The following is a 16712-nucleotide window of genomic DNA, read 5'->3' on the forward strand; positions in this document are numbered from 1 at the left end:
TGCAGCCCCCCCTGCGGCGACCGCCAGCCATTGTGGGAAAATTGGCATCCTTCCTAAAGGCCGTGCCCGAGACCGTTCCCCTCTTTGGTGCCCAAAAGAAGGCAAAAACTGTTACAAGATATCACGATTTGGCCAGTTCGGCAGACGGGAGACGGCCTGACCTCGATCTGGCGAGGCATCGCGCCGCCGCCGGCTATCAGCCGCGCTTGCCGCGCGGCGAGGGGCTGGCGAGTCGGACCCGGCCGTGGGTTCTCGGCAGGAACTGTGCGCCCGGGCGCCAATGTGCCAATCTAGATTCTCAGGATAGCTGGGGGAACCAACTGCATGGGCGAGCTTCGCGATTGGTTGCGCGAGAATCATCTGGAGCAATATGCCGATGCGTTTGAGGCGAACGACATTGACCTGGATATTCTAGCCGACCTCGATGACCACGATCTCGAGCAACTGGGTCTGTCGCTCGGCAATCGCCGCCGGCTTTTGAAGGCGATCGCGGCGCGCAATACCCAGGCGATTTCCTCCTTCGACAAGGCTTCCTCGCTCGACAAATCTGCTTCAGCGGCATCGCTCCCATCGGCTGAAAAACCGTCTGCAGCAGAGAAATCCGGCTCTGGTGATGCCGAACGGCGGCAAGTGACTGTAATGTTCGCCGATATGGTCGGCTCGACGGCACTGTCGGCGAAGCTCGATCCGGAGCTGCTCGGCGGCCTGATCCGGCGATACCAGGACGCGGTGGCCGGTACGATCGGGCGTTACGGTGGTTTCGTCGCCAAGTTCATGGGTGACGGCGTGTTGGCTTATTTCGGTTTTCCCCGCGCCTTCGAGGATGCAGCGGAACGCGCCGTCCGCGCCGCGATTGGAATCCTGTCTGAAGTCAGCGCAATTGAATTGCCTGACGGGACCCGCGTACAGACGCGAATCGGCATCGCCACCGGCCTTGTCGTGGTCGGCGAAATCATCGGCACCGGCTCCGCGCAGGAGCGGACCATCGTCGGTGAAACCCCCAACCTCGCCGCGCGTCTACAGGCGCTGGCCGGGGCGGATTGCATCCTCGTCAGCGAATCGGCCCAAAAATTGTTAGGCGGGCTTTTCGAGCTCGCTCACACCGGCGAGCACGAGCTGAAGGGCTTTGCCCGCCCGATGCCGGCCTGGCGGGTGTGCGGCGAAGCCTCGGTCGAAAGCCGTTTTGCCGCAATCCGCGCCGGAGGCCTGCCGCTGATCGGCCGGGCCCATGAAATGGGCTTGATGCGCGAACGCTGGCATCTCGCGCGGCAAGGCGAAGGCCAGATATTGACTGTGACCGGCGAAGCCGGCATCGGCAAATCGCGCGTGATCGAGGCGCTGCAGCAAGAGCTTGCAGCCGAAACTCATGCGCGCATCAATCTGCAATGCTCTCCCTATCACAGCGACAGCGCGCTCTACCCGGTGATCCAGTATCTCAACCGCGCCGCCGGCTTTGCGCCTGCCGATCCACCGGATGTGCGCTCCGAGAAGCTCCGCGGCCTCCTTGGCGCACGGCACATCGACAATCCGGCTGCGCTGCCGCTATTGGCCGAGCTGTTGTCGGTCCCGCTGACTGAGGCGGCTCCCGCCGCATCGCCGGCGCAGCGCAAGGCCGCGACGCTCGCGCTGATCCTCGAGATCATGACGCGGACCAGCGACAGCGATCCGATGCTGATCGTGCTGGAAGACGCACACTGGATCGATGCGACCACGCTCGAAATGATGACGCGATTGGCCGACAGCATCAACGGCGCGCGGCTCCTTGTCGTGGTGTCGGCGCGACCGGATTTTACGCCGCCCTGGCTGTCAAGGCCACACGCCACGCTGATTGCGCTCGGACGCCTCGGCCGTTCCGAATGCATGCAGGTGGTCGCGAGCGTCGCGGCCGCGCATGGACTGGCGGCGGACACGATCGCCGCGATCATCGCCAGGACCGATGGCGTGCCGCTCTTTGTCGAAGAGCTGACCCGAAGCGTGATGGAATCGGCGGGCGAGGATTCGGTGCCGGCGACGCTGAAGGACTCGCTAATGGCCCGCCTCGACCGTCTCGGCGGCGCGCGCGAGGTGGCCCAGATTGCCGCGCTGATCGGCCGGCAATTCACCTTTGCCTTGCTGGAAGCGGTGGCCGGCAAGGACAACGACGAGCTGGAAGACATGCTGGCAAAGCTGGTTGCCGCGGGAATTGTGTTTCCCGAGGAGCGCGGCCTCGAGCGGAGCTTCAACTTTAAGCACGCGCTGGTGCGTGACGCCGCCTATGAAAGCCTGTTATTGACCCGCCGCCGAGAATGGCACGGGCGCGTCGGTCTTGCGTTGGAGCAGCGTTTTGGCGATGTCGCCGCCAAGGAACCGGAGTTGCTGGCCTATCATTTCGGAGAAGCGGGGCAGCTCTCTCTCGCTTGCGACTACCGCATGCGCGCTGGCAACCAGGCCGTGAGCCGCTCGGCCTATGTGGAGGCGATCGCGCATCTCACGGCGGGTCTCAAGCTCGCCGAAACCATGCCGCCGCAAAACGGCTTGCGCCGGCAACTGGAGTTCTGGCTCAAACTCGGCGCGGCGTCGGTCGTCGCCCACGGCCTGCAAAGTGTCGAAGCCGAAGCAGCCTATACCAAGGCTGGCGAGATCGGCGAACAGATCGGCGACGGCGCCGCTTCCTTCCAGGCCAAATGGGGCCTCTGGATCAACGCCAACCTAAGGCGCAAAACGGCCCTGGCGCGCGACCGCGCCGGCGAACTGGTGTCGCTCGCGCAACAGTCAGGCGATCGCGAGTTGTTGCTCGAAGCCTATCATTGCCAGTTTTCAACGGCATATTTTCGCGGCGACGTCGGCGGCGCGCTGGAGGGCTGCCAGCACGTCATCGCGCTCTACGACATGACGCAGCATCGTCATCTCGCACACGCCTTTGGTGGCCACGATCCCGCCGTCTGCGCCCATATCCAATGCGGTAACTCATGGCGGCTATCGGGCGACGAACAACAGGCAAGGTCGCATTTCACGCAAGGCATTGCGCTGGCCGAAATACTCGATCACCCGAACAGTCTCGCGCACGGGCTGCACAACGTCGGTATCGGCTATCAGCTCGGGGGAGACCGCGAAGCAACCTTCGCGGCGGCACACCGGGCGGCCGCGCTGGCCGACAAGTTCGGCCTGCCGCCATGGCGCGCCAGCAGCCTGATTCTGGTCGGATGGGCGACGGCAACCGGCGCCGCCGCCGCGGACGCCGTGCGGCTGATCGATGCCGAGATCGCCAATGCCACCGCCGCCGGTCCGCTGCCACAATATTATCTCGGCCTCGCGGCCGAAGTTCTGCTTGCGGCGGGCCGGCCCGCGGACGCGCTCGGTCATCTCGACCGCGCGATCGCAGGCATCGACGAGGCCGGCATCGGCATCTACCTGCCCGAAATCTATCGCCTGCGCGGTGCGTGCCTGCTGGCGCTCGACCGAGGCAACAAGCCTGAGGCAAAATCAGCCTTCGCAACCGCTGCCGGTATCGCTAAGCGCCAGGGTACGGTCATTTTCGAGCGTCGCGCGGAGGCGTCCCTGTCCGAGTTCGCGAGATAGGGACCACAGGGCTGTGGCTTTGAGCCATTGGCCGCGCCAAGGTGGCGTAGGCCCGTCATTGCGAGCGAAGCGAGCAATCCATCCAGCCTGACCAAAAGTCTGGATTGCTTCGTCGCAACTGCTCCTCGCAGTTGACGCGTAACAGGACAGTCATCGCCCTCGCTTGGGGCGCACCGATGGCCGGGTGATACGGACCCGTCCATGGGTTCTCGGCAGGAACTGGGCGCCCCGAGCGCCCAGGAAATCCAGCATGGCGCGGGCCGGTGGCAGCAGGACCTTGTCCTTGCGCGACAGCACGAACCATTGCCTGACAACGGGCAGGCCCACCACGTCGAGCGTCACCAGCCGCCGTTCGTCGAGTTCGGTTGCCACCGTGTGGGCGGAGATGAAGGCGATGCCGAGGCCGGCGATGACCGCCTGCTTGATGGTCTCGTTGCTGCTCATCGCCATGCCGATATTGGGGCGGACGCCGGCACTTTCCAACAGTTGTTCCATCAGCCCGCGGGTGCCCGAGCCGGGTTCGCGCGTCAGAAACGTCTCGTCCGCGAGATCGCTCAAGGTGAGGCGGGATTTTCGCGCCAGCCGGTGGCTGGTGGGCGCAATGATGACATGCGGATGGTCCCCGATCAGGCGGATATCCACGTCGACGTCCACCGGCGGGCGGCCCATGATCGCGAAGTCGAGATCGTAGCCGCGCAGGGCGTTGCCGATCTCCTCGCGGTTTCCGATCGAGAGCGTGACGTCGATGTTCGGGTGGAGTTTTGAAAATCCGGAGATCATGAACGGCACGAAATATTTCGAGGTGCTGACGGCGCCGATCGAGATCTTACCCGCGGTCTTGCCCGCCATCATTTCCAGCGAAGTCTCGCAGTCGGCGATCGCGGCCTCGATGCGCTCGGTGAGGGCGAGCACCTCGCGCCCTGCGTCGGTCAAGAGCATGCCGTCACTGGTGCGCTGAATCAGCGGCAGGCCCGCCAGCGTCTGCAGATTGCGGATCTGCAGCGTCACCGCGGGCTGCGTCAGATGCAGTTTTTTGGCCGCAGCCGTGACCGAACGGTCGCGATGAACGGCGGCCAGCGCGCGCAGCTGGCGAAGGGTCAATTCCCGCAGAAACCGGCTCGGCATCGTCGTCACCTTTATAAGGAAAACTTTGCTACGGCCAAAGATAAGAAAATTTCACTAATTTGGCAAATTGGGATGTTGTTAGGGCGCGGGTTGCCTGATGGCACCGCGCATTGAAGTGGCCCCGCAGAGGGCAGCGACAGGGGAACGGCCATGGATGAACGCGTGACGTTGCGTTCGCATCTCGATCGCCCGGGGGCGGAAACGCCTGATGGCGCAGCAGTCGCCGCCGTGATCGCTGCGATCGCCGCCGCATCGATTGAGCTTGCCGACCTCATTGCCGACGGCCCGCTGGCCGGCATCACCGGCCGCCTTAGCGGGGTGAATTCCGACGGCGATGCGCAAAAGGACATCGATCTTGCCGCGGACGGGATGATGCGCCGCGCGCTGATCGGAACCCCCGTGGCCGCCATTCTGTCCGAAGAACAGGAATTGCCCGAAATCCTCGACGTCGCCGCACCGCTTTGTATTGCGATCGATCCGCTGGATGGCTCCGCCAATCTCGAGAACAACATTTCGGTCGGAACCATCTTCTCGATCCGTCGGCGCGGCAGCGACGTGGTCTCCACCTTCTTCGAGCCCGGCACGGCGCAATGCGCCGCGGGCTTCGTGGTCTACGGTCCCCAAACCACGCTGGTGCTGGCGCACAACGGGCGTGTCGACATCTTCATTCTCGACCGGCGCGCACGTGAATTCCTGCTGGTCGCGCCGCGCGTCAGGATCGCATCCAACACGCCGGAATTCGCCATCAACGCCTCGAACCGGCGGCACTGGCACGGGCCGGTGCGGGCCTATATCGACGAATGCCTTGCCGGCACCAGCGGCAACGGCGGGGCCGATTTCAACATGCGCTGGATCGGCTCGCTGGTGGCGGAGTCGCTTCGCATTCTCGTCCGCGGCGGCGTGTTCCTTTATCCGGCCGACGCGCGCCCGGGATACCGCGAAGGACGCTTACGTCTTCTATACGAGGCGCACCCGATGGCGCTGATCATGGAGTGGGCGGGAGGTTCCGCGACCACCGGCCGCCGGCGCATCCTCGAGGTCTCGGCACGAACGCCGCACCAGCGCGTGCCGCTGATCATGGGCTCGGTGCGCGGCGTGCGCGACGTCGCCGCGATTCACGAAGGGATCGAACCGATGTTCGACAATAGCGACGCGCCGCTGTTTGCGCGACGCGGTCTGTTTCGCTGAGCCGGGGACAAAGCAGATGTCGCGCAGCTATCCCATCATATCGATCACGGGTTCGTCGGGCGCCGGCACGACCTCGGTAAAGAAGACGTTCGAGAACATCTTCCGCCGCGAGAAGGTTGCCGCCGCCTATATCGAGGGCGATGCGTTTCATCGCTACAACCGCGTCGAGATGCGCACGAAGATGCAGGAGGAGGGCGAGAAGGGCAACAGGCACTTCAGCCACTTCAGCCCGGAAACCAACCTGTTCGAGGAGCTGGAGAAAGTCTTCCGCGACTACGGCGAGTCCGGAACCGGCAACACCCGTCATTACGTTCACGACGAGGACGAAGCCAAGTTATACGGTGCGGCACCCGGCACCTTCACCGCGTGGGGCCCGCTGCCGGAAAAGTCCGACCTCTTGTTTTACGAAGGCCTGCACGGCGCCGTGGTGACCGACAAGGTCAATATCGCCCAGCACGCCGACCTCAAGATCGGAGTCGTTCCCGTCATCAATCTGGAGTGGATCCAGAAGCTGCACCGCGACCGCCGGGATCGCGGCTACACCCAGGAAGCCGTCACCGACACGATCCTGCGGCGGATGCCGGACTACGTGAACTATATCTGTCCGCAATTTGCCGAGACCGACATCAATTTCCAGCGCGTGCCGACGGTCGACACCTCGAACCCGTTCATCGCGCGGTGGATCCCGACGCCGGATGAATCGATGGTGGTGATCCGGCTGAAAAATCCACGCGGCATCGATTTTCCGTATCTGCTGTCGATGATCCCGAACAGCTTCATGTCGCGCGCCAATTCGATCGTGATCCACGGATCGAAGCTGGATCTCGCGATGCAGCTCATCCTCACCCCGCTGATTCTGCAGCTCATGGAACGCAAGAGGCGCACGATATGAACGCTCCAGCTCTCGCCTGTATTGCCAGCCGTCCCGAGGTTTCGCATGCGGACATGGCCAACGCGATCCGCTTTCTGGCGATCGACGCCGTCGAGAAGGCGAAGTCCGGTCACCCGGGCATGCCGATGGGCATGGCCGATGTCGCCACCGTGCTGTTCACGCGCTTTCTCAAGTTCGATCCGGCAGATCCCGCCTGGCCCGACCGCGACCGATTTGTGCTGTCGGCCGGTCACGGCTCGATGCTTCTATATGCGCTGCTGCATCTGACCGGTTACGAAGGCGTGACGCTGGAGGAGCTCAGGGCATTCCGGCAATGGGGATCCAAAACCCCAGGCCATCCCGAATACGGCCATACGCCGGGTGTCGAGACCACGACGGGGCCGTTGGGGCAGGGCATCGCCACCGCGGTCGGCATGGCACTGGCCGAACGGCTGATGCACGCCCGCTTCGGCGAGGACTTTGTCGATCACTATACCTATGTCATTGCCGGCGACGGCTGCCTGATGGAAGGCCTCAGCCACGAAGCGATTTCGCTGGCCGGGCACCTCAAGCTCAACCGGCTGATCGTGCTGTTCGACGACAACGAAATCTCGATCGACGGATCGACGTCGCTGTCGTGCTCGGACGACCAGCTTGCGCGCTTTGCGGCCTCGGGCTGGTCGGCCTGCCGGATCGACGGCCATGATCCCGCCGCCATCACTGCTGCGATCGAGCAGGCGCGGCACAGCGACCGGCCGTCGCTGATCGCCTGCCGGACGTTGATCGGCTTCGGCGCGCCTAACCGCCAGGGCACGGAGAAGGCACATGGCGCGCCGCTGGGCGCGGAGGAAATCGAAAAAACCCGTGACGCCCTGAACTGGCCGCACGCGCCGTTCGAAGTGCCGGAGGCCGTGCGCGATGCCTGGCGCGAGGCCGGCGCGCGCGGGCATGATGCGCGCCTGGCCTGGATCGAGCGCACCCGGCGGCCCCAATCGGGAGAACGCTCGGCGTTTCATGATGCGCTGAACCGCAATCTGCCCTGCGGCTATGTCGATGCAATGGCGCGGCTACGCGGACGCTTCGGCGCCGATCGTCCTGATATCGCGACCCGGCAGGCTTCCCAGCTCGTGATTGACGCCATCGCCGAGGCGCTGCCGAACCTGCTTGGCGGCTCGGCCGACCTCACGCACTCGAACCTGACCAGGGCGAAGACGCATCAGGCGGTCCGTTCCGGCGCGTTCGCGGGAAGCTATGTCCATTATGGCGTCCGCGAGCACGCCATGGCGGCGGCGATGAACGGCATCGCGCTGCATGGTGGCTTCATCCCCTATGGCGGCACGTTCCTCACCTTTGCCGATTACAGCCGCCCCGCCATCCGGCTTGCCGCGCTGATGGGCGTGCGCGTCATCCACGTGATGACGCATGATTCCATCGGGCTCGGCGAAGACGGTCCGACGCATCAGCCGGTCGAACACCTCGCCGCGTTGCGGGCGATACCGAACCTTTTGGTGTTTCGCCCCGGCGACGCCGTCGAGACGGCGGAGGCGTGGGATTGCGCACTTCGCGCTAAGGCCAGCCCGTCGGTGCTGTGCCTGTCGCGGCAAGCGCTCCCGGTATTTCGCAGCGCGGCCGACGATACCAACCGGGTGGCGCTCGGCGCCTATGTCGTCGCCGAGCCGGAGGGCGGCCGCGATGTCACGCTGATCGCAACCGGCTCCGAAGTGTCGATCGCGCTGCGGGCGGCAAAACTGCTGGCGGCAGACAACGTTCGTGCGGCCGTCGTCTCGGCGCCGTGTTTCGAATTGTTTCGCCGGCAATCCCGCGAATACCGGGCCGATGTGCTCGGACGCGGCCCGCGGATCGGCGTCGAGGCCGCGGTCGAAGGCGAGTGGGCGCGCTGGCTCGGCGATGGCGGCGAGTTCGTCGGCATGACCGGCTTCGGCGCGTCGGCGCCGGCCGAGGTGCTGTACCGCGAATTCGGCATCACCGCCGAGGCGGTCGCCACCAAGGCGCTGCAAGCCCTCGCGCGGTCGCGGATGGCCGCAGCGGGTTGATCAATTCTCTGGAGAACTGAGAGGAAGCGATGGCACGCATTACACTGAGGCAGTTGCTGGATCACGCGGCCGAGCACGGCTACGGCGTGCCGGCCTTCAACATCAACAATATGGAGCAGGGGCTGGCGATCATGGACGCAGCGGCGTCGGTCGACGCGCCCGTCATCATCCAGGCCTCGCGCGGGGCGCGGTCCTACGCCCACGACATCATGCTGGCAAAGATGATCGATGCGCTGGAGGAAATGTACCCGCAGATCCCGCTCTGCATGCACCAGGACCACGGCAACGAGGAATCGACCTGCGCCACCGCGCTCCAGCACGGCTTTACCTCGGTCATGATGGACGGCTCGCTGAAGGCCGACGCCAAGACTGCGGCGGACTACGACTACAATGTCGACATCACCCGCCGCGTGGTCGAGATGGCGCACTGGATCGGCGCCTCAGTGGAAGGCGAACTCGGCGTGCTCGGCTCGCTCGAACATGGCGGCGGCGAGCAGGAAGACGGCCACGGCGTCGAGGGCAAGGTCAGCCACGACCAACTCCTGACCAATCCGGACCAGGCGGTCGATTTCGTCCGCGCCACCCGGGTGGATGCGCTGGCGATTGCGATGGGCACCTCGCACGGCGCCTACAAATTCTCGCGCAAGCCGGACGGCGACATCCTGGCCATGAACGTGGTCGAGGAAATCCATCGCCGGCTGCCGAACACCCATCTGGTGATGCACGGCTCGTCCTCGGTACCGCAGCCGCTGCAGGACATGTTCAACGCGTTCGGCGGCGAGATGCCGCAGACCTGGGGCGTGCCGGTCGAGGAGATCGCTCGCGGCATCAAGCACGGTGTCCGCAAGGTCAACATCGATACCGATTGCCGGCTGGCGATGACGGCGGCCTTTCGCAAGGTCGCGACCCAAACCAAAAGCGAATTCGATCCGCGCAAGTTCCTGAAGCCGGCGATGGATGCGATGCGCGACCTCTGCCGCGAGCGCTTTGAACAGTTCGGCACCGCGGGCAACGCTGCGAAAATCAAGGTGCTGCCGCTCGCCGAAATGGCGAAACGCTATCGCAGCGGTAGCCTCGATCCCCGGATCGGATCGATGGCCGATGCCGCCGAATGAGATGAGGGATTTTCGATCACTTTAGCCGCGCCGCCAACTAAACCGGAGGAGACCAGCATGAACGAGCTCTCGATGACCGTCCGCGGCAAGGATCGCTACAAGTCCGGCGTGATGGAATACAAGAAGATGGGCTATTGGGAGCCCGACTATGAGCCCAAGGACACCGACATCATTGCGCTATTCCGGGTGACGCCGCAGGACGGTGTCGATCCGATCGAGGCGTCGGCGGCGGTCGCCGGTGAGTCCTCGACCGCGACCTGGACGGTGGTGTGGACTGATCGTCTAACCGCTGCGGAGAAATACCGCGCCAAATGCTACCGCGTCGATCCGGTGCCGAACTCGCCGGGGCAATACTTCGCCTATATCGCCTATGACCTCGACCTGTTCGAGAACGGCTCGATCGCCAATCTCTCGGCCTCGATCATCGGCAACGTGTTCGGGTTCAAGCCGCTGAAGGCGCTGCGGCTCGAGGACATGCGGTTGCCGGTGGCCTATGTGAAGACGTTCCAGGGGCCGGCGACCGGGATCGTGGTCGAACGCGAGCGGATGGACAAGTTCGGCCGCCCGCTGCTCGGCGCCACCGTGAAGCCAAAGCTCGGACTGTCCGGCCGCAATTACGGCCGCGTGGTCTATGAGGCGCTGAAGGGCGGGCTCGACTTCACCAAGGACGACGAGAACATCAACTCGCAGCCCTTCATGCACTGGCGCGAGCGTTTCCTCTATTGCATGGAAGCCGTCAACAAGGCGCAGGCCGCCACCGGCGAGGTCAAGGGCACCTATCTCAACGTCACCGCCGGCACCATGGAGGACATGTACGAGCGCGCCGAGTTCGCCAAGCAGCTCGGCTCCGTCGTCATCATGATCGATCTCGTGATCGGCTACACCGCGATCCAGTCGATGGCGAAATGGGCGCGCCGCAACGACATGATCCTGCATCTGCACCGGGCAGGGCACTCGACCTACACGCGGCAGCGCAACCACGGCGTCTCGTTCCGGGTGATCGCGAAATGGATGCGGCTGGCCGGGGTCGATCACATCCACGCCGGCACTGTGGTCGGCAAGCTGGAGGGCGATCCCGCGACCACGCGTGGCTACTACGACATCTGCCGCGAGGACTATAATCCCGCAAGGCTCGAACACGGCGTGTTCTTCGACCAGCACTGGGCGAGCCTCAACAAGTTGATGCCGGTGGCCTCGGGCGGCATTCACGCCGGCCAGATGCACCAGTTGCTCGACCATTTGGGAGAAGATGTCGTGCTGCAATTCGGCGGCGGCACCATCGGCCATCCGATGGGCATCCAGGCCGGCGCCACCGCCAACCGCGTCGCGCTGGAAGCGATGATTCTGGCCCGCAACGAAGGCCGCGACTACCTGCACGAGGGACCGGAAATTCTCGCCAGGGCCGCGCAGACCTGTACGCCGTTGAAAGCCGCGCTCGAGGTCTGGAAGGACGTCACCTTCAATTACGAATCGACCGACATGCCCGACTACGCCCCCACCGCCAGCGTCTCGATGTAAGGAGCAGGACCATGCGCGTTACCCAAGGCTGCTTTTCGTTCCTGCCCGATCTCACCGACGCACAGATATCGGCGCAGGTTCAATATTGTCTCGGCAAGGGCTGGGCGGTGAACATCGAGTTCACCGACGATCCGCATCCCCGCAACACCTTCTGGGAAATGTGGGGGCTGCCGATGTTCGACCTGCGCGATGCCGCCGGCGTCATGATGGAACTCAACGAATGCCGCAAGGTCTATGGCAACAGCTACATCCGGATGTCGGCGTTCGACTCCAGTCCCGGCTGGGAGTCGGTGCGGATGTCCTTCATCGTCAACCGTCCGAAGGACGAGCCCGGCTTCCGGCTTGAGCGGCAGGAGGTCGAGGGCCGCAACATCCGCTACACCACGAAATCCTATGCGGTCGATCGTCCCGAGGGCGTTCGTTACGGTGGCAAATGAGCGCGTCGGCGGTTCCCTCCGTCGTTGCCCCGGAGGCCGGCGAAAGTTCGCCGGCCGCGCGGGTTGACCTGCGCCGCGAGTTCAATGAGGTCGGGATCGGCGACGTGCTCGATCAGCTCGATCGCGAGTTGATCGGGCTGAAGCCGGTCAAGACCCGCATCCGCGAAATTGCTTCGCTGCTGCTGATCGAACTCATCCGCAAGCGGATGGGGCTGACCTCTGACGTGCCGACGCTGCACATGTCGTTCACCGGCAATCCCGGGACCGGCAAGACCACGGTGGCGCTGCGGATCGCCAGCATTCTGCACAAGCTTGGCTTCGTGCGCCGCGGTCAGGTGGTGTCGGTGACACGCGACGAACTGGTCGGGCAATATATCGGCCACACCGCGCCCAAGACCAAGGAGATACTCAAGAAGGCGATGGGCGGCGTGCTGTTCATCGACGAAGCTTACTACCTGCACCGGCCCGACAACGAGCGCGACTACGGTCAGGAGGCGATCGAGATCCTGCTGCAGGTGATGGAGTCGCAGCGCGAGGACCTGGTGGTGATCCTGGCCGGCTACGGCGACCGCATGGACAAGTTCTTCGGCAGCAATCCCGGCTTCCGCTCGCGCATCGCCCACCACATCGATTTCCCCGATTATGCCGACGATGAATTGCTGGCCATTGCCGAACTGATGCTGCGGGACATGAACTACAAGTTCAGCACCGAGGCACGTGCGGCGTTCGTCCGCTACATCGCGCTGCGCAAGACCCAGCCGCTGTTCTCCAACGCCCGCTCGATCCGCAACGCGCTGGATCGCATGCGGTTGCGCCAGGCCAACCGGCTCGTCGCCGATCTCGACCGCGTGCTGACGGCCTCCGACATCATGTCGCTGGAGGCGTCGGATGTGCTCGCGAGCCGGGTGTTTTCGAACGGCTCTAGCGGGTGAGGGTGCGGCTTATTCTCAATACGTGCGGGGTTGTTTCTTGCGCGGCGCCGGCTTGCCCTTGCCGTAATACGGATTGACCACGCACTGCGCCGCACGGCCGGAGGCCGAGGCCTGGCACTGGGGCATCGATGTGTAGGCGCATTCGAAGTAGTAGTCGGCGATGCCGCCCTGGTAGATCTGAAGGCAGACCGGGTAGTTCGGATCGTAGGTCTGCGCCCGCGCCGGTCCGGCGAGCGACGCTGTTGCGATCGTCAGAATTGCCAAAGCCAGTGATCGCGCGTGGGTGTGGCGTTGTGGCCGTTGCATTCTGGCGTCCTCCCTTAGTCAGACGGTGACGTTCCGCTCCCAGCCCCGCGTGTTCGCGGGCCGCGTGGTCAGAACATAGGCGGCGAGTGATAAAATGCCAGTCACGGCTGGCTGATTCGTCGGCGAGAAAGGCGCGCAGATTGGCGGCTCGCCACGCCATCGGGGTTGGCCCACTTTATGCAAGGTTGTTCACCGGAAATCGGGAGAACATTGATGCAGGTGGACCTATTCCTGGTGTGGGTCGCGTTATTGGGAGCGTTAAGTTTTCTGGCCTTGTCGGTAGCTGATTAGCACGACACTGATTCGCAATCCGGCCGGGAGCAGGCAGGATCGGTGATATCCGCTTGGGCGGGCGAAGCCGTTCGGCCGCATGCTGTGGATGAGCCGCGGCCGTCGTCGACATGTCCGTCGTCGAAGCGGCCGAGGTCGCTAGCCCGTCGGCAGGGCGCGCATCTCGCGAAACGAGATCAGCTTGCGCTGCCGCTCGTCCCACAGCACCTGGCGCACGCAGCCGAGGCTTCGAAGCAGCGTGAGCCGTCCGAGCTCCACGAGCTGCGGATGATCCCGCAACACCTGCGGCAGCCGATAATAGGGGATGCGGCTGCACAGATGGTGGACATGGTGCACGCCGATGTTGGCGGTGAACCAGCGCAGCACGCCGGGCAGGTCATAATGCGAGCTGCCGTGCAGGCCCGCTTCGTGCACGTTCCAGGTCTCGCCGCGATCCCAGAACGTATCCTCGAACTGGTGCTGGACGTAGAACAGCCAGACGCCGATCGAGGCGGCGAGCAGCGTGATCGGCAACTGCACCAGCAGGAACAGGCCGATGCCAACCAGCCAGATCATGGTGGCCACCAGCACCGCGATCGCGGCGTTCGTCGCCATCGCGCTGAGCCAGGCCTGCCAGCTGGCGCGCATTCCGCCGGTCGGCAATCGCTGCTGCAGGATGAACACATAGGCCGGACCGAGACCGAACATCACGACCGGATGCCGGTACAGGCGGTACAATATCCGGCCGCGCCTGGAGAGCGCGCGATATTCCGACACCGTCAGGGTATCGATGTCGCCGATGCCGCGGCGGTCGAGATTGCCGGCGCCGGCGTGGTGCAGGGTGTGTGCGCGCCGCCAGACATCGTACGGCGTCAATGTCAGCACGCCGATGACCCGTCCGACCCAATCGTTCGCCATGCGATGGCGGAAGAAGGAGCCGTGGCCGCAATCGTGCTGGATCATGAACAGGCGCACCAGAAAACCCGCGGCCGGCAGCGCCAGCACCAGACAGATCCAGTAGCCTTCGGCGAGCCCGGCCCACATCAGAACCCAGATCAGGACGAACGGTATCGCCGTGATCGCGATCTCGAACGTGCTGCGTCCGGAATTCGGCTCGCGATAGCCGGAGAGCGCATGGGCCAGCGCGCGGGACGCGGACGCAGTGGAGGCATGGGTCGGTTCTTGATCCATTCGAAAGTCACCTGACGAGATTTGAGCTGGGTTTGCCTCATTACCGTCGGGCCGACCCACCGGGCCGGACGGCATTGCGCTTTATGGTCGCTCCGAGCCGGAGGGGCACCGATTTGTTTCCGGTGCTGCCAGCGCAAGGCAGGGTTCACTTACCCGATTCAGGCACAGCTAGCGAGTCTCGACCGCGGCAAAGAGGGTGCGACAGACTGTTCCCAAGAGCCATGGGAACCGCCACCGGTAATCGTAAAAATTATTATATATCAATTAATTAGGAAATAAACCGATCGGCGGGGCGCGAGGTCGCGGGCCACGAAATCGTGCGCTTGCTATCGGCGGATGGTCGAATATTGGCCGCCTCCGCCGACGGCAGGCGATCCCGGGTTTTTTCGATATCCCGCTCTTGCCGGAGGCGAGCCAGCTCAAGCAGAAATGCCCTTCGCCAGTTCATTCGCAAGCTGGCCACGCGTTCCAGGTCACGGTCGGTGAAGATCGTCATGGATTATTTCTCCTTCGAAGTTTCAACAAGCTTCGGGAGGTGTCCGGCTCCGGCAGGATAGGCGGGGGATGTTACGGCAGCGCAAAAAAAAAGCGTGAAGTGGACGCCGGCCGACGCGTTACGGGAGCGGGCGGAGGGAACGAAGGCTGGTCCGGGGCGTAGAAGAGGGGAAAATTGCGAATTCCGCGTCCCTTCGGACAAAACGTCGCGACGGCAACGTCGCTGTTTCCGGACCTTACGCGCCGCTGGCGGATACGGTCATGCCACCAGCGCAGGGCTCAAGCCTGCAAAATAGTGTATCGGCAAGCCACGCCACGCGCCGGACCATGTCCCGCGCCACAAGATCAAAATCTTCGGAGGAAGTTACATGTCGGCTCTGCCACTTTCGGGCATCAAGATTCTCGACCTGACGCGCGTGCTCGCAGGGCCGCTCTCGGCGCAGATGCTGGCGGATCTCGGCGCCGAGGTGATCAAGATCGAACGGCCGGGCGGCGGCGACGACGCGCGCGCCTTCGGCCCGCCCTATCTCACCGATCCCGAAGGCAAGGCCAACAACAACAACTCGTTCTACCTGTGCGCCAACCGCGGCAAGAAATCCGTCACCGTCAATATCGCAAGCCCCGAGGGCCAGGAGATCATCCGCGAACTCGCAAAGTCCTGCGACGTGATGATGGAGAACTACAAGGTCGGCGACCTCAAGCGCTACGGGCTCGACTATGAATCGATCAAGGCCATCAACCCCGGCATCATCTATTGCTCGGTGACCGGCTTCGGCCAGACCGGACCCTATGCGCCGCGCGCGGGTTACGACGCGATCTTGCAGGCGATGGGCGGGCTGATGAGTGTCACCGGCCATCTCGACGGTGAGCCCGGCGCCGGCCCGATGAAGGTCGGCCCTTCCATCGTCGACTACATGACCGGTATGAACTCATCGATCGGCATTCTGTCGGCGCTCTATCATCGCGATGCCCGCGGCGGCGAGGGGCAGCATGTCGACGTTTGCCTGTTCGACACCGTGATCGCCTCGCTGTCGCATTATGTGCAGATCTTTCTCGTCAACGGCCAGACCCCGCCGCGGCGCGGCACCTGGGGCAATGGCGGCATGCCGGCCGGCGTGTTCCGCTGCACCGATGGCGAACTGATGCTGGTGGTCGGCAACGACGGCCAATTCGCGCGCACCTGCGCCGTGCTCGGCGCAACCGAACTCGCGACCGATCCGCGCTTCGTCAAGAACAACGACCGCGTCGTGCACGGCAAGGAGATCATGGCGATCTTCGCCGGATTGTTCCTGAAGAAGCCCGTGGCCTATTGGCTGGACGAACTGGAGAAGGCCGGTGTGCCCTCCGGTCCGATCAACGATTTCGCGCAGGTGTTCGACGATCCGCACGTGCAGTCGCGCGGCATGAAGATCAAGGTCAACCATCCCTTCGAACCGGAGCTGGCGCTGGTCCGCAATCCCCTGACGTTCTCGGGTACGCCGATCAAGGATTATCGCGCGCCGCCGCTGTTAGGGGCCGACACCAGTGACGTGCTGGCGACGATCGGTTATGATGAGGCGAAGGTCGAGGCGCTGAAGAAGCAGAAGATCGTGTAAGGACCTTAGCTTCACATCCGACCGGCAACCAACTGAAGGCTTCGCGAACGCCAGCAC

Annotated in this window: 13 protein-coding genes; 9 read left to right on the forward strand and 4 right to left on the reverse strand. The window is 64.0% G+C overall.

Translation table 11 applies throughout. The features are described from left to right. The first annotated feature begins 324 nt into the window (after window positions 1–324). Complete coding sequence (locus FFI89_RS14310) at window positions 325–3558, forward strand: adenylate/guanylate cyclase domain-containing protein (RefSeq protein ID WP_138837540.1); 3234 nt, start codon at window positions 325–327, stop codon at window positions 3556–3558. 150 nt (window positions 3559–3708) lie between these two features. On the opposite strand, the gene FFI89_RS14315 is transcribed toward FFI89_RS14310, so the two are convergent. Next, window positions 3709–4683 (reverse strand): LysR family transcriptional regulator, encoded by a 975-nt coding sequence (locus tag FFI89_RS14315; RefSeq protein WP_138837542.1) that lies wholly within the window; start codon window positions 4681–4683, stop codon window positions 3709–3711. Between the two features lie 150 nt (window positions 4684–4833). Between FFI89_RS14315 and FFI89_RS14320 the strand changes: the two genes are divergently transcribed. Genes FFI89_RS14320 through cbbX form a run of 7 tightly spaced genes read left to right on the forward strand, consistent with a single transcriptional unit; the run spans window position 4834 to window position 12798 of the window. After that, complete coding sequence (locus FFI89_RS14320) at window positions 4834–5871, forward strand: class 1 fructose-bisphosphatase (RefSeq protein ID WP_138837544.1); 1038 nt, start codon at window positions 4834–4836, stop codon at window positions 5869–5871. 16 nt (window positions 5872–5887) lie between these two features. Further along, window positions 5888–6763: a phosphoribulokinase gene (locus FFI89_RS14325; RefSeq protein WP_138837546.1), complete on the forward strand. Its 876-nt coding sequence runs from the start codon at window positions 5888–5890 to the stop codon at window positions 6761–6763. Then, complete coding sequence (gene tkt / locus FFI89_RS14330) at window positions 6760–8796, forward strand: transketolase (RefSeq protein WP_138837548.1); 2037 nt, start codon at window positions 6760–6762, stop codon at window positions 8794–8796. Before FFI89_RS14325 ends, tkt begins: the two co-directional genes overlap by 4 nt. Before the next feature lie 29 nt (window positions 8797–8825). Continuing rightward, the gene (gene fba / locus FFI89_RS14335; protein WP_138837550.1) at window positions 8826–9911 is read left to right on the forward strand and encodes a class II fructose-bisphosphate aldolase; all 1086 of its coding nucleotides are present in this window, start codon (window positions 8826–8828) and stop codon (window positions 9909–9911) included. A gap of 57 nt (window positions 9912–9968) precedes the next feature. Next, on the forward strand, window positions 9969–11429 hold the full coding sequence (locus FFI89_RS14340; protein WP_138837552.1) for a form I ribulose bisphosphate carboxylase large subunit: 1461 nt from the start codon (window positions 9969–9971) through the stop codon (window positions 11427–11429). An 11-nt stretch (window positions 11430–11440) separates the two neighbouring features. Further along, window positions 11441–11866, forward strand: a complete 426-nt coding sequence (locus FFI89_RS14345) for a ribulose bisphosphate carboxylase small subunit (RefSeq protein ID WP_138837554.1) — start codon at window positions 11441–11443, stop codon at window positions 11864–11866. Next, a complete protein-coding gene (gene cbbX, locus FFI89_RS14350; RefSeq protein WP_138837556.1) occupies window positions 11863–12798 on the forward strand; it encodes a CbbX protein in 936 nt (311 codons plus the stop codon). Before FFI89_RS14345 ends, cbbX begins: the two co-directional genes overlap by 4 nt. A gap of 15 nt (window positions 12799–12813) precedes the next feature. On the opposite strand, the gene FFI89_RS14355 is transcribed toward cbbX, so the two are convergent. The 3 genes from FFI89_RS14355 to FFI89_RS14365 all read right to left on the reverse strand — a co-directional run bounded on the left by FFI89_RS14355 (window position 12814) and on the right by FFI89_RS14365 (window position 15061). Then, window positions 12814–13104 carry a DUF3551 domain-containing protein gene (locus FFI89_RS14355; RefSeq protein WP_210249117.1) on the reverse strand — a complete coding sequence of 97 codons (291 nt, stop codon included), beginning with the start codon at window positions 13102–13104 and terminating at the stop codon, window positions 12814–12816. Window positions 13105–13533: 429 nt separating this feature from the next. Beyond that, window positions 13534–14565, reverse strand: coding sequence for a fatty acid desaturase (locus FFI89_RS14360; protein ID WP_138837558.1), 1032 nt, complete (start codon window positions 14563–14565; stop codon window positions 13534–13536). 268 nt (window positions 14566–14833) lie between these two features. Beyond that, window positions 14834–15061, reverse strand: coding sequence for a hypothetical protein (locus FFI89_RS14365; RefSeq protein ID WP_138837560.1), 228 nt, complete (start codon window positions 15059–15061; stop codon window positions 14834–14836). A gap of 367 nt (window positions 15062–15428) precedes the next feature. On the opposite strand from FFI89_RS14365, the gene FFI89_RS14370 reads away from it, so the two are divergent. Next, complete coding sequence (locus FFI89_RS14370) at window positions 15429–16655, forward strand: CaiB/BaiF CoA-transferase family protein (protein ID WP_138837562.1); 1227 nt, start codon at window positions 15429–15431, stop codon at window positions 16653–16655. The last annotated feature ends 57 nt before the right edge of the window (window positions 16656–16712 follow it).

The sequence above is a fragment of the Bradyrhizobium sp. KBS0727 genome (genome assembly GCF_005937885.2).
Classification (GTDB): domain Bacteria; phylum Pseudomonadota; class Alphaproteobacteria; order Rhizobiales; family Xanthobacteraceae; genus Bradyrhizobium.

Coding starts and splice junctions, on each gene's coding strand:
- FFI89_RS14310 (WP_138837540.1), top strand. CDS start 325: ATGGGCGAGCTTCGCGATTGGTTGCGCGAGAATCATCTGGAGCAATAT.
- FFI89_RS14315 (WP_138837542.1), bottom strand. CDS start 4,683: ATGCCGAGCCGGTTTCTGCGGGAATTGACCCTTCGCCAGCTGCGCGCG.
- FFI89_RS14320 (WP_138837544.1), top strand. CDS start 4,834: ATGGATGAACGCGTGACGTTGCGTTCGCATCTCGATCGCCCGGGGGCG.
- FFI89_RS14325 (WP_138837546.1), top strand. CDS start 5,888: ATGTCGCGCAGCTATCCCATCATATCGATCACGGGTTCGTCGGGCGCC.
- tkt (WP_138837548.1), top strand. CDS start 6,760: ATGAACGCTCCAGCTCTCGCCTGTATTGCCAGCCGTCCCGAGGTTTCG.
- fba (WP_138837550.1), top strand. CDS start 8,826: ATGGCACGCATTACACTGAGGCAGTTGCTGGATCACGCGGCCGAGCAC.
- FFI89_RS14340 (WP_138837552.1), top strand. CDS start 9,969: ATGAACGAGCTCTCGATGACCGTCCGCGGCAAGGATCGCTACAAGTCC.
- FFI89_RS14345 (WP_138837554.1), top strand. CDS start 11,441: ATGCGCGTTACCCAAGGCTGCTTTTCGTTCCTGCCCGATCTCACCGAC.
- cbbX (WP_138837556.1), top strand. CDS start 11,863: ATGAGCGCGTCGGCGGTTCCCTCCGTCGTTGCCCCGGAGGCCGGCGAA.
- FFI89_RS14355 (WP_210249117.1), bottom strand. CDS start 13,104: ATGCAACGGCCACAACGCCACACCCACGCGCGATCACTGGCTTTGGCA.
- FFI89_RS14360 (WP_138837558.1), bottom strand. CDS start 14,565: ATGGATCAAGAACCGACCCATGCCTCCACTGCGTCCGCGTCCCGCGCG.
- FFI89_RS14365 (WP_138837560.1), bottom strand. CDS start 15,061: ATGACGATCTTCACCGACCGTGACCTGGAACGCGTGGCCAGCTTGCGA.
- FFI89_RS14370 (WP_138837562.1), top strand. CDS start 15,429: ATGTCGGCTCTGCCACTTTCGGGCATCAAGATTCTCGACCTGACGCGC.